The sequence below is a fragment of the Thermococcus fumicolans genome (assembly GCF_055386755.1).
This window is the reverse complement of sequence record NZ_AP042424.1, coordinates 125,801-138,617: the sequence shown is the minus strand read 5'-3', so window position 1 is coordinate 138,617 and position 12,817 is coordinate 125,801. Positions and strand designations below refer to the sequence as shown.

The following is a 12,817-nucleotide window of genomic DNA, read 5'->3' as shown; positions in this document are numbered from 1 at the left end:
TGAGAAACCGATTTAAAAATCTATGCCAACTTTGGCAGGCGATGACGAAACCGGCACTGGCTGACGTGTGATGAGTACCCGGTTGGCCGAGCCTTTTAAATTGGTCGGATGAATGAACCAAAATCGTTAAATATATGGTCAGTTAACTGACCAAATTGGTGGATATTGTGGTTCAACTTGATGACTATCTTATAAAACTCGCCGCGGAACTTCCCTCGAGGCTGGGCTACTCTCAAAGGCTGAGGAGGAGGTTTCTCTTTGAGAGACTGGCTAAGGAGATCGATGAGTATCTTGAGGAAGGAACGACAGGAACGCTCCTCTTGCCAGGCCTAAGGGGAACGGGGAAGACAACGCTCCTTGGACAGCTTTATTTCTACGCCCTCCAAAAAACCCCGGGAGTGCTTTATCTGCCCGTGGACGAGCTGCACCTCCTCGGGTTCACGATCTATGAAGCCGTTGAGAGGTACGTGGATATATTCAGACCTGAGAAACTCATTCTTCTCCTCGATGAGGTTCACTACGATCCCAGATGGGACCTCACCCTCAAGGTTCTCCATGACAGGAGGCGGTATTTAACGATTGCAACGGGTTCCTCGGCTATAAAACTGAGGGAAAGCCCCGACCTTGCCAGGAGGGCCGTTAGCTTGGATGTTGAACCCCTGACGTTTCTTGAGTACCTCCATCTGACCGGAGAAGAGGTTCAACCGGTGGGACTGGATGCCCTCTTTGAAGCCGATGAAAAGGCCCTCCGGAGGGCTTTGGAAACGGCCGCAAAATACGGGAACACGGCAGAAACGTATCTCCGCAGTGGCTCCCTGCCGGTGACCCTAGGAATGGCGGAGCGTGAAGCCCACGAACTTCTCTTAAGTCTCACGGAGAGGATTATCTACCTCGACCTCCGGAACTTCAGGGACTTTGACGCTTCAACCATTGATGCCGCCATGAGGCTCCTCGTTCTTCTATCCGCACCCAAAGGGGAGCACTTCAGCTACGAAAGGCTGTCGAAATCCCTGGGGATAGGAAAGGCCACCGTGGTCAAGCTTGTAAGGGCTCTAATCAAAAGTGGCCTTCTGATCGAAATTCCACCGGCTGGGAGCACCTCTTCAAAGGTTAGGAAAAGTCCCAAGCTCAAGTTTTCGGCCCCCGCGATAAGGGCCGCTATCCTGAGCCGCTTCGGAATAGTGGAGCTGGGTGCACTGCTCGAAGACGCCACCGCGTTTTACCTTTCCAAAGCGGGCATCTTGGAGTATGAACCCAGGAAGGGGGGAGCGGACTTCGTTCTGCTTAGGGGAGGCAAGAGATACGTCATCGAAGTGGGCCTGAGCAAGAAAAGCCGCTCGCAGGTTGAGAGGAGCATGGAGCGGCTGAAAGCCGATATGGGAATCGTGGTGGGTCAGGAGTTCGATGTTGAAGGAGACATAATCTCGATTCCCTGGAGGGCATTTATGGCCCTGATTTAGGCCCTTGGGTTCACTTAGAGTACATCCACTTCAGGATCGGCGGCGTTATTACGGTGGTCGTGAACACCATGAGTATCGCCACCGTGAGCGCGTCGCCACCGACGACGCCGCTGGCCATAGCGACGGAGAGCATGGCCAGCTCGACACCCATCCTCGGTATCATGCCCACGCCAATCCTCAGGGAGCTCTCCCAGGAAAAGCCTGCTATCTTTGCACCCATCCCACAACCCACCACCTTGCTCGCAACCGCCATAAGGGTATACACAACGGCGAAAAGACCCGCGTGGAGGATGTAGCCTAGCTCAACCCTCATGCCCACTTCCACGAAGAAGAGGGGGATGAAGAGGGAGTAGCCGAGGGTGCTGACGTGTTCCACTATCTCCCTCTTTCTGGAGCCTTGGCCGAGGGCGAGGCCCGTCAGGTAAGCACCGAGGATCGAGGCGAGGTTCAGATGCTCGGCCAGAACCGCGAAGAGCATCATGAACACTATCGCGAAGGAGGTGCTCGTTTCCGGGAGGTCTATCTTGGAGATCATTCCAAAGACCCTGTCCGCGAACTTGGGGCCGAAGTAGAGGAAGACGAACAGAAAAGCCGAGACCTCGGCCACTATCTCAGCTATAACTGAGTAGTGGACGCTGCCCTCGCTTACTAAGGATATGGCTACCGTGAGCACCAGTATGCCCAGCACGTCATCCACCACCGCCGCCGCCAGGATAGTCGTCCCCTCGCGCGTGTTGAGCCTTCTGAGCTCCATGAGAACCTTTACCGTTATGCTGACGCTCGTGGGCGTCATGATGGCCCCGTAGAGGATCGCCTCGTGGGGCTCCACAAACGGGTAAGCCGCCAGAAAGCCGAAGACGAAGGCCACAACAACGCCTACACCCGCCACTATAACGCTGGGCTTTCCAACGCGCTTGAACTCCTCGAGCTCGCTCTCGAGGCCGGCCAGAAAGAGAAGCATCAAAACTCCGAGGTTGGAGAACTCCTGGATTACGGGCTCGGTGTCGAAGAAGACCCCCATTAGAAACCCGCCTATGAGCTGCCCCAGGACGACGGGCTGGCCGAGGCGCTCAAAGGCGTAGCCCATTATCTTGGCAACCGCAAGCATGAGGGCGATGAGCAGGATTATCTCCATCCTATCGCCCCTACTCCTTTGAGAACGCCCACTTCAGCAGGAAGGGCGTCACGATCGTCGTTATGAGAACCATCGTAACCGGGATCGAGAAGGTTCCGTTGTCGAAGACGCCCTCGTTCAAAGCCACGTTGGCCATTATCAAGGCCACCTCCATCCTGGGTATCATCCCTATGCCGATCTGGAGGGCCTCTTTCGGCTTGAAGCGAGAAGCAAAAGCCCCCAGGCCGCAGCCGAATATCTTGCTGATGATTGCAAGAACCGAGTAGACGAGAGCGAAAATCCCTGCGTGGGCTAAAACGCGAACGTCGCTCTCTATTCCGATGCTGACCAGGAAGACTGGGATGAAGAGCGAATAGCCTATGGTCATCGTCTTGTTGGTTATCTCTCTGGCCTCCTCGGTTCCCGCCACTAAGATCCCGGCCAAGTAGGCGCCGGTTATGCCGGCTATCTGGAACTGCTCCGCCAGATAAGCGAAGACCAGCATTATCGCTATCGACATTGCCGTAACTGTCTCGGGGAGGGTTATCCTCTCAGAAGCTTTTAGGGCCTCCTTAACGGCAGGGTGTCCAACGAAGAGGCCCAGGGCGAAGTACAAAGCAACCTCCCCCAGTATTATCATCAGGTCATCCAGGTACACGCTACCGCGGGTGTTTATCCCGACCAGTATGGTGAGCACTATTATGCCCAGGACGTCGTCGACGACTGCCGCAGCCAGAATCGTCGTCCCGACCCTCGTGCGGAGCTTCTTCATCTCCATGAGTATGCTGGTGGTAAGACCAACGCTCGTTGCCGTTAAAACACCTCCCAGGAAGAGCGCCTGGACGCTCGAGTATCCCCAGGCCATCGCGCCTAGATAGCCCAGGACGAAGGGAACCAGGACGCCGAGCGAGGCCACTATGAAAGCCGGAACCCCAACGTTCCTGAACTCCTCGACGTCGGTCTCCAATCCGGCCAAAAAGAGGAGCATGACGACGCCCAAATCAGCCAAAAGCTTCACTCCTTCGTCATAACCCACCAGTCCGAGGATTGAGGGGCCTATGAGTATGCCTCCGATGAGCTGGCCGAGGGCCGCTGGAAAGCCGATGCGAACGGTTAAGTACCCGAACAGCTTGGCAATCACTAGTATGAGCGCGAGCTCGAGGAAGACGTCCATGATTACCATCCCCTGGGTTGATTTAATCGTCAGGAAGATACTATGCGGATCAGGCGAATTATGTCCTTGACCTCTAGGACTCCATGAACCCTCCTCTTGTCATCTATAGCTGGAAGATGATGCTTCCCAGTCTCGAGCATTAGCTTTATAGCCCTTCCTAGGTCGGAATCCACGCTTACGGTTACGGGGTTTCTGATCATTAAATCCTCAACCTTCGATGCCCTGTTGAGGGAGTACTTCTTCAGTAGGTTGATGCCCACAACGGAGTACCTCCTCGGGGGCTCGAAGTAGTGGAGAAGGTCCTTCATCGTTATGAACCCCAAAAGCTTGCCCTCTTCATCAACGACAACGGCCGAGCTCTCCTCGCCCCTGAGGCGCTGGATAAGGTACGACAGCGGGTCAGAGGGGTGGAGAACTAGGAACTCCCTGTCCATCACCAGCTTTACCGGCACCTTGGAGATGTAGCGGATGTTATGGCTCAGCTCCTCCTTCCTCTTGAGCTGGATGAGCCTCCTCTTGCTGTGGATTATGTGGATCTTCTTGTTCTTTGCTTCGCTGGCCTTTCCCGAAAGCTCACCCATGCTCCTCACTGTTAGGCACTACTGTGCAAACCTGTTTAAGGTTTTCGGGAATTCGTTGACAAATTCACGTCAAGTTTTGATGTCGAACTCGGCCAATTGTTCATCAACATGCCAAAAGCTTTTTAAGGGGCTGGCCATAAAAGTTGGCAAGGGAAATATGGTTTCTGGGAACGGAAGCGGAAAGGTCTACGACGTCGTTATTATTGGAGCAGGCCCCGCAGGGCTTTTTGCGGCCTACGAGCTCGCCGAAAGGAGCGATTTTAGGGTTCTCGTTATAGACGAGGGTGGAGACGTCGATCAAAGAACCTGTCCGATGTACGAGCTCGGCTACTGCATTGGTTGCCAGCCCTGCCACATAATGAGCGGTGTCGGCGGTGCCGGCGGCTTAAGCGACGGCACGATAAACCTCCGTCCGGATATCGGGGGGAACCTGACCGAGCTGACGAACGACGAGAACTACTCCTGGCAGCTCGTCTGGGAGGTTGACCAGATTTTTCTGAGGCACAAAGCGCCGAGGAACCTCTTCAAGGGAAAGCAGGAGCAGGTGAAGTACTGGGAGCAGAGGGCCGCTCAGGCCGGCGTGAAGTTCATCCCGATAATCCAGAGGCACATAGGCTCCGACAGGACGCCCGAGGTAATAGGCGACATCAAGAAACATCTCGAAAGCAAAGGCGTGAAGTTCCTCCTTTGGACCAAGGCGCTCGAATTCGGCCGGGGATGGGTTAAAGTCAAGCGCGGAAAGGACGTCTTCGAGATCAAAGCTCGCTACATCATCGTTGCACCGGGCAGGGGAGGGGCCGACTGGTTCCACGACGTGGCCCAAAAAATAGGACTGAAGGCGAGGCACGGGCCTATTGACGTCGGCGTCCGCGTCGAGGTTCCGGCGATAGTGATGGAGCCGATAACGAGCATAAACCACGACCCCAAGTTCCACATCTACACCGACACCTACGACGACTTTGTGAGAACCTTCTGCACAAACCCGAACGGCTTCGTCGTCGAGGAGCGGTATGACGGCTACGTTGGCGTTAACGGTCACTCGATGCACGAGAAGAAGAGCAACAACACGAACTTCGCCTTCCTGAGCAGGATAGAGCTGACCGAACCGGTGGAAGACACGACGGCCTACGGCAAGAGCATAGCCCAGCTGGCAACGACCATAGGCGGCGGAAGGCCACTGATCCAGCGTTTGGGCGACCTCAGGAGGGGGAGGAGGAGCACGTGGACGAGGATAAGGAGGAGCGACGTCGAGCCGACCCTTAAGCACGTCACGCCGGGGGACATAGCGATGGCCCTTCCTCATCGTGTCGTGACCAACATCATCGAAGGTTTGGAGAAGCTCGATCGCGTTCTCCCGGGAGTCGCGAGCGACCACACCCTGCTCTACGCCCCGGAGATAAAGTACTACGCGATGAGGGCGGAGGTCGATGAGAACCTTGAAACGAGCATCGAGGGGATCTTCGCGGCAGGAGACGGCGCCGGTTTGAGCAGGGACATAGTCAACGCCGCCGCGACCGGCCTTCTCGCGGCAAGGGGGATACTGAAGAAGGAAGGTCTCTACACGGAGAGGGACTTCAGGAAGCCCGGAAACTGGAAGAGCAGGGTTGAAGGACTACAGTGATGCCCCGGTTTTTTCCTTTGACTCCGCAAACTATATAGGCAGGAGCGCAGATAAAAACTCCAGGGGGTGTTCATGGTCGATATCCTTGGGGAGCTCCTCAGTGCTAAAAGTGCCACTGTCCTCATAGAGTACCCACCTAGCGGTCATCCCGAGCGCGTGTTCGCCGACATCATCAAGGGATACGCCGCGATGGGGGTAAAACCCCTCGTGGTGGACATCTGGGACACGCTTCACGTGTTCGTCCAGAACCTCCGCTTCAGCGGCATCGAGGTTGACCTCGAGGGCGTTCCGGTGATCAAGGAGAAGGGGGCTGTGAACGTTGGAAACGTCCTGGGCAGGGTGGACGTGCTGGACGACTTTGAGTATCACCTCGCGGTGTACTCCAGGGTGGCTAAGTCGATCCCCGAGGAGAGCAGGTCTTACACGATCGTCCTCGGCTTGGAGAAGTTCCCATTCACTTTCCTCGACGACCCGCCCAAGCTGGAGAGGTACTTCGAGACCATTACGAGGAGGTACCTACCCGTTTTCAACAAGGTGAGCCTTCTCTTCCTCAACACGGGGGTCGCGTCGAGGTACCTGATCAAAGAACTCGAGCAGGAGTCGGACTACGTTCTCCTCGTCAAGAGGGGAGGTATCGAGCTCATGAAGTCTCCGGGTGATGTCCCATGAGGTTCTCGGAGTACCTGCGGCTTATAAAGCCCGGGGAGATAGTTCTGCTGGAGCACACCTCGCTCTCGCCGTACCATTTCATGCTCCACGCCATCGGGGAAACCTACGGCTGGGAGTCCGTTCTGGTGGTCGACGTGATAGACTCCATAATTCCGGTCGTTAGATGGGCTATGCTCTCTGGCAGGGAGATACCGGCCGACGTCAAGCGCATAAAGGTCGGCGGGGTCTCGGACTTTGGGAACGTGATACTTGAAATTGATCCCCATAAGGATCCGGGGATCTTCATGACCCGCTTCTCACGCTACCTCAGGGAGTTGTACTCAAGCTCCTCTGGAGGTAGGCCCCTCGTCACGGTAATAATGAACCCTGAGCGCGTCATACCGATGCAGAACAACGACCCGCGCTTTATACTGTCCCTGACGGGCTTGGCTGTTACCTTCCTCGGAAACCCGATCAGGAGGGCGTTCTACTTTGTGAACTCCGACATGGCGTACCCAAGGTACGTATTCCTCCTCGAGGAGCTCTCGACCCGGGTGATAAGGATAGACGACTCCGGGAAGATCAGCGTCGTCAAGTCCCCTGTGGTCGAGGAAGAGGACTCCATCCTTTTGCCCTGAGGTGGGAGCGTGGGGTTCCTGGGCAGGCTCCTTTTAGCCGTCCTTCTGATCCTCATCCTCTGGGTTTCGTACATCGCCTACACCCTCTCCTCGTCCCCGCCGAAGATCCGCGCCAGCTGGGGCCCGGTTGATGAGAACAGGACGACGATCTTCATAAACGCCTCCCTGAGGGGGCCTCCCCTGGTTCCGGCCAGCGTTGAGAACGCGAGGGTCTCTTTCATGGGCCTGCCGGTTGGGAGGGTCGAGAGCTTTCACTACTCCCCGTTCTCCAGCTCGATGTCAGTGGTGCTAGCTCTGGACAACAGGGAGCTGGTGAAAGCCTTTGCCAGGTACCTGGAGAATGGAGAAGAGGGAGAACTTAGGGTTTTGGTGGTGCCCAAGTTCCTCGGCCTCCTGTCCGCGGAGTTCAACGTCTCCGTTGGAGTTCGGGAGAGGGTTCTGGAGAAGATCCGCCTCTCAGCCGAAAGCCAGTCGCTGGGTGGTCTTCCCCTGGTTAAGACCCCTGCCCTACTGGACACGAACGTCTCTTATTTGGGCACCGAGGGAGACAGCATGGTTTTCAGGACCCGGCTGGTCCTCTACAACCCGAACCCCTTCCCCCTGCCCGTCCTGAAGACCTCCTACAGGGTCAGGGTCAACGGCTTCGAGCTGGCTCTAGGCTCCAGCGAGGAGACCGTGATCATACCGCCGAAGGCCCGCTCTTCCGTGACTTTGGTGACCTACCTGAACTCCTCGATGCTCCCAGCCGTGTGGGCCTCCCACGTGAGGAACGGGGAGAAAAGCACCGTCGATGCGGATCTCTACCTGAGGCTCAAGATCGAGGCCCTCGGGGTGAGTGCGGTCAGGGACGTTAAGCTAACGACGGTGAGGAAGACCGTTGAGACGGACTTGATGTCGGAGATAAACGGGAAGTTGCGGGGAATCAACAACCCTTAAAAACCGGTTCCCCTTTTTCTCCCCTGGTGAGATACATGGGGAAGCCAAATGTTCGCGAGATCCACGACTTTCTCAACGAGATGTGGGAGAGCATATTCACGCTCAACGGGGAACTCAAGGCCGATCCGCCGGAGGGCTTCAAGGTGGAGGATGTGGAGGAGGTCTTCGGGGCCTACGTCTTCCTGGACGGCGAGTGGAGGCTCATGAAGTACCCCCACCCTGCCTTCGAGATAAAACCCCAGATAGAGGTTGGGGCCACACCGGAGAGCTACTACTTCGTCGTCGCCGTTCCAAAAGAAAGGATAAGCGAGAACTTCGTCGGCCTCTTCCTCGAGGTCTTTCCCAGGAGCTTTATCTACGGCAGCGAGGACTTCCTGAGCGACGTCTACAACTGGAGGCGCGATGGGAGAATCTCCCCGACGGAGGTTCTCAAGAAGATAGCCGAGAGCGACGAGAAAGTTTTCCAATTCGAGGCCAACTTCGGGGGCGTAAAGGCCCTCAAGCAGGGGATCAAGAGGCTCATAGACCTCGGAAAGCGCTTTGAAATCTTCGACCTCTGAGGGGTTGCTATGGGCTACGAGGAGGCCTTCCCATCAGAGCTGAGGAAGTACTACAGGAAGCTCTTCGGGGATGAGGCCGAGGAGATAATGGCCTCCCTCAGGACGCCGGTGGAGAAGTACTACATCCGCGTGAACACGCTCAAGACCAGCCGCTCGAAGCTGATGAGCATCCTCAGGAAGGAGGGCCTGAAGCCGAAGAGGAGCCCCTACCTCAAGGAGGGGATATACTTCGAGAGGGAAGGCCCGAACTTTCCCGACGACTACGAGCCCGGCCTCCCCGTGGTGAGGGCCAACAAGTTTGCAAGTGAAAGCGTCTACCAGGGGGCGATGCTCTACGCTCCCGGGGTTCTCCAGGCGGATAAGAAGATAAAGCCGGGAGACGAGGTGGAGATTAGAGATCCGAGGGGCCTGCTAGTCGGGATTGGGGTAGCAAGAATGAGCGCCAAGGAGATGGTTGTATCTACGAGGGGCCTGGCCGTAGAAGTGACGCTGCCGAAGTTCAGGCTGCCGAGTTTGAGCGAGCTTGAGAGCTTTAAGGAGGGCCTCTTCTACGCTCAAAGTTTGCCCTCGATGGTAACCGCGAGGGTTCTCGAGCCGAGCGAGGAGGAGCTGATAATCGACATGGCTGCCGCTCCCGGTGGGAAAACCTCTCATATTGCCCAGCTGATGGGGAACAGGGGCGAGATAATTGCGATGGACAAGTCGAGGAACAGGCTGAGGAAGATGGAGGAAGAACTGAAAAGGCTCGGCGTGAAGAACGTTAAGCTCATCAGGATGGACTCGAGGAAGCTGCCTGAACTCGGAATCGAGGCGGATAAGATACTCCTGGATGCACCCTGCACCGCCCTCGGCATAAGGCCGAAGCTCTGGGAGAGCAGGACGCCGAAGGACATAGAGGCGACCGCGCGCTACCAGAGGGCCTTCATCTGGGCGGCGATAAAGTCCCTCAGGAAGGGCGGCGTTTTGGTCTACTCCACCTGCACGCTAAGCTATGAGGAGAACGAGGCCAACGTTAAGTACATGCTCGAGAAAGGCTTAAAGCTCGAGGAGCAGGGCGTCTTCATAGGCTCCCACGGCATCGGGATGGAGAACGTGCAGAGGTTCTACCCGAACAGGCACCTCACGCAGGGCTTCTTCATAGCCAAGCTGAGGAAGGTGGGCGGATGAACCCGAGGAAGGTCCTTCCTTTCCTCGCCGCGATCCTGATAATAGCCCTCCTCGTGTGGTGGGCGGGTGCCGAGGGAGTCCTCGAAGTGCTCAGTAAGAGCAACCTCCTAGTGCTCTCTCTGGCTTTTCTGGCGTATTTCATGGGGTTTTTAACGTGGGCGCTCCGCTGGCACGTCCTGATGAGGAGCCTGGGCCTTGAGGTCAGGTTCAGGGACACGCTGGCGGCGCTCTTCATAGGTGTGCTCTTCAACAACATAACCCCGGGCGCGAGGGGGGGCGGCGAGGCCGCGAGGGTGTACTACCTGGTGAAGCGATCCAGCTCGACCTACGGTCAGGTGTTCGCCACAGTCACAGCGGACAGGGTCCTCGACCTCCTGCCTGTGATGACCATGCTCCTCGTCTCGGCCGCCTACGTCTACAGGAAGGGCGTGACGAGCCTCTTCCTCGTCGTGCTGATCCTCACGCTGGTTCTGGCAGGGTTAACCGGGCTGGCCACCCTGATAGTCACCAGCGAGCGCAGGATGCGGAGAACCCTCTACTGGTTTTTCAACCTCCTCCTCAAGCTTGTTCCGTCGAGGGTCAAGAAGTACGAGGAGAAGTTCAACAGGGCCGTCGACGTCAACATCCCCCACTTCACCGGGGCCCTCAAGGGCGTCATGAGGGACAGGAGGGCCTTTGCAGTCTCGACTTTCTACTCCTTCGTTACGTGGTTCTTCGTAATCCTCAGGAACTACCTGGTGTTCCTGAGCCTAGGCTACAGCATCCACTTCATGGACGTCATGGCCGTCCAGATGATAGCCACGGCCGTCGGCCTGCTGAGCGTCATCCCCGGCGGGGCAGGTCTGATAGAGGCCACGACCTCCGGCGCCTACGTAGTTCTCGGCGTGACGAGGGAGATGGCCGTTACGTCGAGCCTCTTGGACAGGATAATCTCGTTCTGGCTCCCACTGACCATAGGGGCTTTCCTCATGACGTACCTCGGGCTGAAGCCCAAGGTGCCTAAAACCTCCTCTTGAGCCTGATGGTGTACTTCGGGTACACGTCGTTTGAGAAGCGGACGAACTTGGCCTTTCTCGGGGACTTCCTTATCCTTATCTCCGTGTCGGGGCTGACCCTCGTGTAGAACTGGCCGTCCACGGTCAGGATCATCTCCCTCTCGGGTGGGAGGGCGATGACCTCGACCTCGCTCGAAGACGGTACCACCATGGGCCTGGAGCTCAGCGCGATGGGGTTGAGAGGGGCCAGAACGAAAAGCTCAAGCCTCGGGTCTACGAAGGGCCCGCCGGCGGAGAGGGCGTAGCCCGTTGACCCCGTCGGGGTGGCTATTATGAGACCGTCGGAGCGTATCTCGTCCGCCAGCCCCCCGTCGACGTAGTACTTCAGGTGGATTATCTTTCCTGGGATCCCGGTCAGGATGGCGTCCTCGTTGAGGGCATCTGGGACTGAGTTCTCGCCGTCGAGGTAGGTTCTAAGCTTCATCCTCTCGTCTATCCAGTAGTCCCCCTCGAGAAGGCGGCTCAGTGCGAAGAAGGTCTCGTGGGGCTCCACCTCGGTCAGAAAACCCAGCGTGCCCATGTTGACGCCGAGTATCGGGAAGTCCCTCCTAGTCTTGTGCTCGATCCTCAGTATCGTCCCGTCGCCGCCTATGGCGATTATGAAGTCCACGTCGAAGTCTTGCAGCTGAACTACGTCCCCTTCGTCGAACTCGCGGAGGTGGGAGAAGGTATCGCTGTCGACGACCACGTCGTAGCCGCTGACCTTCAGAAAATCGTACACCCTGTAGGCCAGCTTGAGCGCGGCTTCTTTGTCCCTCCTGGCGACGATCCCGAACTTCATAGCCCCACCTAAGCTTTAGAATGGCCCTCATTCCCTTTAAGGCTTTCGACCGCAAAGTTTTTGTTGGGGGACGGGGAGAGCAGATGGGGCGGAAAATGCGGGGTAAGGTGCTTCCCCTTGTTGTCCTGATCGTTTCACTCCTTCTCGGGTCAGCTTCCGTCAGCGCGGAAAATCCTCCCCAGGACGTTTTCAACGCCGTGATGATGATCCAGGTTATGGAGGACGGGACGGCCAGGGTGGACGTCTCCGTCGAGCTCATCAATCCCGTCTACCGTGAGCAGCTTAGGGAGGGGGATTTTGAGAGGTTCGTGGCCGAGCTGGTCTACAGGAACCTCCTGAACGACATGGTCCGCCGCTACGACAACCTCACCGTCTACCTCCCGGAGGGGGGGCCTGTTGAGAGGACGGGCAACTGGAGCGCTAGAGTGAGCTTCTACGTGAGGCCCTTCGTGATCCGGGGCAAGCACGGCCTTGAATGTCCCTACTCGGGCCCGCTGGACTTTCTCGCGGGCGGAAAGGTCTACTCCTTCCTCCTCAGGAGGGTGATCCTGATCCTGCCGAAGAACGCTTCGCTGGTCTACGCCTTCCCTGATCCCGACGACAGCTCCTCCAACGTCCTCATATGGGACAACGCTACTTTCCTACCCATGTTCGCCTTCACCCTGGGTCACGAAAGGAACTCAAACGGGACCGCTGGGGAGTGCAGGCCCCTCGGTATAGCCCTCCTTTACTCGCCCGGAGAGGGCAGGGTTTTCTTCAACGCCACCTTCAACTGCAGCTCCGGCCTTCCTGAACTTCCAGGGGCTGAGAACGTTACCTACTCTCGCTCCGGAAGCTCGGTCGAGGTCAGGGGCTACTTCGTCCCGGACGTGGACTACAGCGAGAACCTCCTCTGGCGGGAGTGGAAGGCTAGACTGGAGCTCCCGGCAGGGTTTCAGGTGATATCCGGCGGTGAAGTTTCTGGAGACGGGAGAACCGTTGAGTTCACAGTCAGGAAGACCTCGCCCGCGGGCATGGCCCTGGTGTCAACTGCTATGGTCTCTCTCCTCGGTGTAGTGCTGGTCTGGAGGTGGAGGAAATGA

General features: G+C 57.2%; 13 protein-coding genes. 9 read left to right on the top strand and 4 right to left on the bottom strand.

Features of this window, described 5'->3' with window-relative positions; genetic code table 11:
- Nucleotides 1-158: 158 nt before the first annotated feature.
- Nucleotides 159-1,460 (top strand): ATP-binding protein, encoded by a 1,302-nt coding sequence (locus ACZ5AM_RS00700; RefSeq protein ID WP_464915840.1) that lies wholly within the window; start codon nt 159-161, stop codon nt 1,458-1,460.
- 10 nt (nt 1,461-1,470) lie between these two features.
- Here the strand turns inward: ACZ5AM_RS00700 and ACZ5AM_RS00695 are convergent, their stop codons facing one another.
- From ACZ5AM_RS00695 to ACZ5AM_RS00685, 3 genes are read right to left on the bottom strand one after another with little or no spacing between them, the layout of a single operon-like run.
- Entirely contained in the window at nt 1,471-2,595 is a 1,125-nt protein-coding gene (locus tag ACZ5AM_RS00695; protein WP_464915085.1) for a cation:proton antiporter, read from the bottom strand.
- A gap of 10 nt (nt 2,596-2,605) precedes the next feature.
- Nucleotides 2,606-3,748, bottom strand: a complete 1,143-nt coding sequence (locus ACZ5AM_RS00690; protein WP_464915839.1) for a cation:proton antiporter — start codon at nt 3,746-3,748, stop codon at nt 2,606-2,608.
- 29 nt (nt 3,749-3,777) lie between these two features.
- Nucleotides 3,778-4,329 carry a CBS domain-containing protein gene (locus ACZ5AM_RS00685; RefSeq protein ID WP_464915838.1) on the bottom strand — a complete coding sequence of 184 codons (552 nt, stop codon included), beginning with the start codon at nt 4,327-4,329 and terminating at the stop codon, nt 3,778-3,780.
- A 157-nt stretch (nt 4,330-4,486) separates the two neighbouring features.
- Between ACZ5AM_RS00685 and ACZ5AM_RS00680 the strand changes: the two genes are divergently transcribed.
- From ACZ5AM_RS00680 to ACZ5AM_RS00650, 7 genes are all read left to right on the top strand, one after another.
- Nucleotides 4,487-5,950, top strand: coding sequence for an NAD(P)/FAD-dependent oxidoreductase (locus ACZ5AM_RS00680; protein WP_464915084.1), 1,464 nt, complete (start codon nt 4,487-4,489; stop codon nt 5,948-5,950).
- A gap of 72 nt (nt 5,951-6,022) precedes the next feature.
- Complete coding sequence (locus tag ACZ5AM_RS00675; RefSeq protein WP_464915837.1) at nt 6,023-6,619, top strand: DUF257 family protein; 597 nt, start codon at nt 6,023-6,025, stop codon at nt 6,617-6,619.
- Entirely contained in the window at nt 6,616-7,236 is a 621-nt protein-coding gene (locus tag ACZ5AM_RS00670) for a DUF257 family protein (protein ID WP_464915083.1), read from the top strand. Before ACZ5AM_RS00675 ends, ACZ5AM_RS00670 begins: the two co-directional genes overlap by 4 nt.
- 9 nt (nt 7,237-7,245) lie before the next feature.
- Nucleotides 7,246-8,172: an LEA/WHy family protein gene (locus tag ACZ5AM_RS00665; RefSeq protein WP_464915082.1), complete on the top strand. Its 927-nt coding sequence runs from the start codon at nt 7,246-7,248 to the stop codon at nt 8,170-8,172.
- A gap of 35 nt (nt 8,173-8,207) precedes the next feature.
- Nucleotides 8,208-8,732 (top strand): DUF3201 domain-containing protein, encoded by a 525-nt coding sequence (locus ACZ5AM_RS00660; protein WP_464915836.1) that lies wholly within the window; start codon nt 8,208-8,210, stop codon nt 8,730-8,732.
- Nucleotides 8,733-8,741: 9 nt separating this feature from the next.
- Entirely contained in the window at nt 8,742-9,899 is a 1,158-nt protein-coding gene (locus ACZ5AM_RS00655) for an NOL1/NOP2/sun family putative RNA methylase (RefSeq protein WP_464915081.1), read from the top strand.
- The gene (locus ACZ5AM_RS00650) at nt 9,896-10,915 is read left to right on the top strand and encodes a lysylphosphatidylglycerol synthase transmembrane domain-containing protein (RefSeq protein ID WP_464915080.1); all 1,020 of its coding nucleotides are present in this window, start codon (nt 9,896-9,898) and stop codon (nt 10,913-10,915) included. The genes ACZ5AM_RS00655 and ACZ5AM_RS00650 overlap by 4 nt, the downstream gene beginning before the upstream one ends.
- Here the strand turns inward: ACZ5AM_RS00650 and ACZ5AM_RS00645 are convergent.
- Nucleotides 10,899-11,735: an NAD(+) kinase gene (locus ACZ5AM_RS00645; RefSeq protein WP_464915079.1), complete on the bottom strand. Its 837-nt coding sequence runs from the start codon at nt 11,733-11,735 to the stop codon at nt 10,899-10,901. The two genes, ACZ5AM_RS00650 and ACZ5AM_RS00645, sit on opposite strands and share 17 nt — an antisense overlap.
- An 83-nt stretch (nt 11,736-11,818) precedes the next feature.
- Between ACZ5AM_RS00645 and ACZ5AM_RS00640 the strand changes: the two genes are divergently transcribed.
- The gene (locus tag ACZ5AM_RS00640) at nt 11,819-12,817 is read left to right on the top strand and encodes a hypothetical protein (RefSeq protein ID WP_464915078.1); all 999 of its coding nucleotides are present in this window, start codon (nt 11,819-11,821) and stop codon (nt 12,815-12,817) included.

Excerpts from the sequence above, each read along its gene's own strand:
- ACZ5AM_RS00695 (WP_464915085.1), bottom strand. The coding sequence starts at position 2,595 with ATGGAGATAATCCTGCTCATCGCCCTCATGCTTGCGGTTGCCAAGATA.
- ACZ5AM_RS00690 (WP_464915839.1), bottom strand. The coding sequence starts at position 3,748 with ATGGACGTCTTCCTCGAGCTCGCGCTCATACTAGTGATTGCCAAGCTG.
- ACZ5AM_RS00685 (WP_464915838.1), bottom strand. The coding sequence starts at position 4,329 with ATGGGTGAGCTTTCGGGAAAGGCCAGCGAAGCAAAGAACAAGAAGATC.
- ACZ5AM_RS00680 (WP_464915084.1), top strand. The coding sequence starts at position 4,487 with ATGGTTTCTGGGAACGGAAGCGGAAAGGTCTACGACGTCGTTATTATT.
- ACZ5AM_RS00675 (WP_464915837.1), top strand. The coding sequence starts at position 6,023 with ATGGTCGATATCCTTGGGGAGCTCCTCAGTGCTAAAAGTGCCACTGTC.
- ACZ5AM_RS00670 (WP_464915083.1), top strand. The coding sequence starts at position 6,616 with ATGAGGTTCTCGGAGTACCTGCGGCTTATAAAGCCCGGGGAGATAGTT.
- ACZ5AM_RS00660 (WP_464915836.1), top strand. The coding sequence starts at position 8,208 with ATGGGGAAGCCAAATGTTCGCGAGATCCACGACTTTCTCAACGAGATG.
- ACZ5AM_RS00655 (WP_464915081.1), top strand. The coding sequence starts at position 8,742 with ATGGGCTACGAGGAGGCCTTCCCATCAGAGCTGAGGAAGTACTACAGG.
- ACZ5AM_RS00650 (WP_464915080.1), top strand. The coding sequence starts at position 9,896 with ATGAACCCGAGGAAGGTCCTTCCTTTCCTCGCCGCGATCCTGATAATA.
- ACZ5AM_RS00645 (WP_464915079.1), bottom strand. The coding sequence starts at position 11,735 with ATGAAGTTCGGGATCGTCGCCAGGAGGGACAAAGAAGCCGCGCTCAAG.
- ACZ5AM_RS00640 (WP_464915078.1), top strand. The coding sequence starts at position 11,819 with ATGGGGCGGAAAATGCGGGGTAAGGTGCTTCCCCTTGTTGTCCTGATC.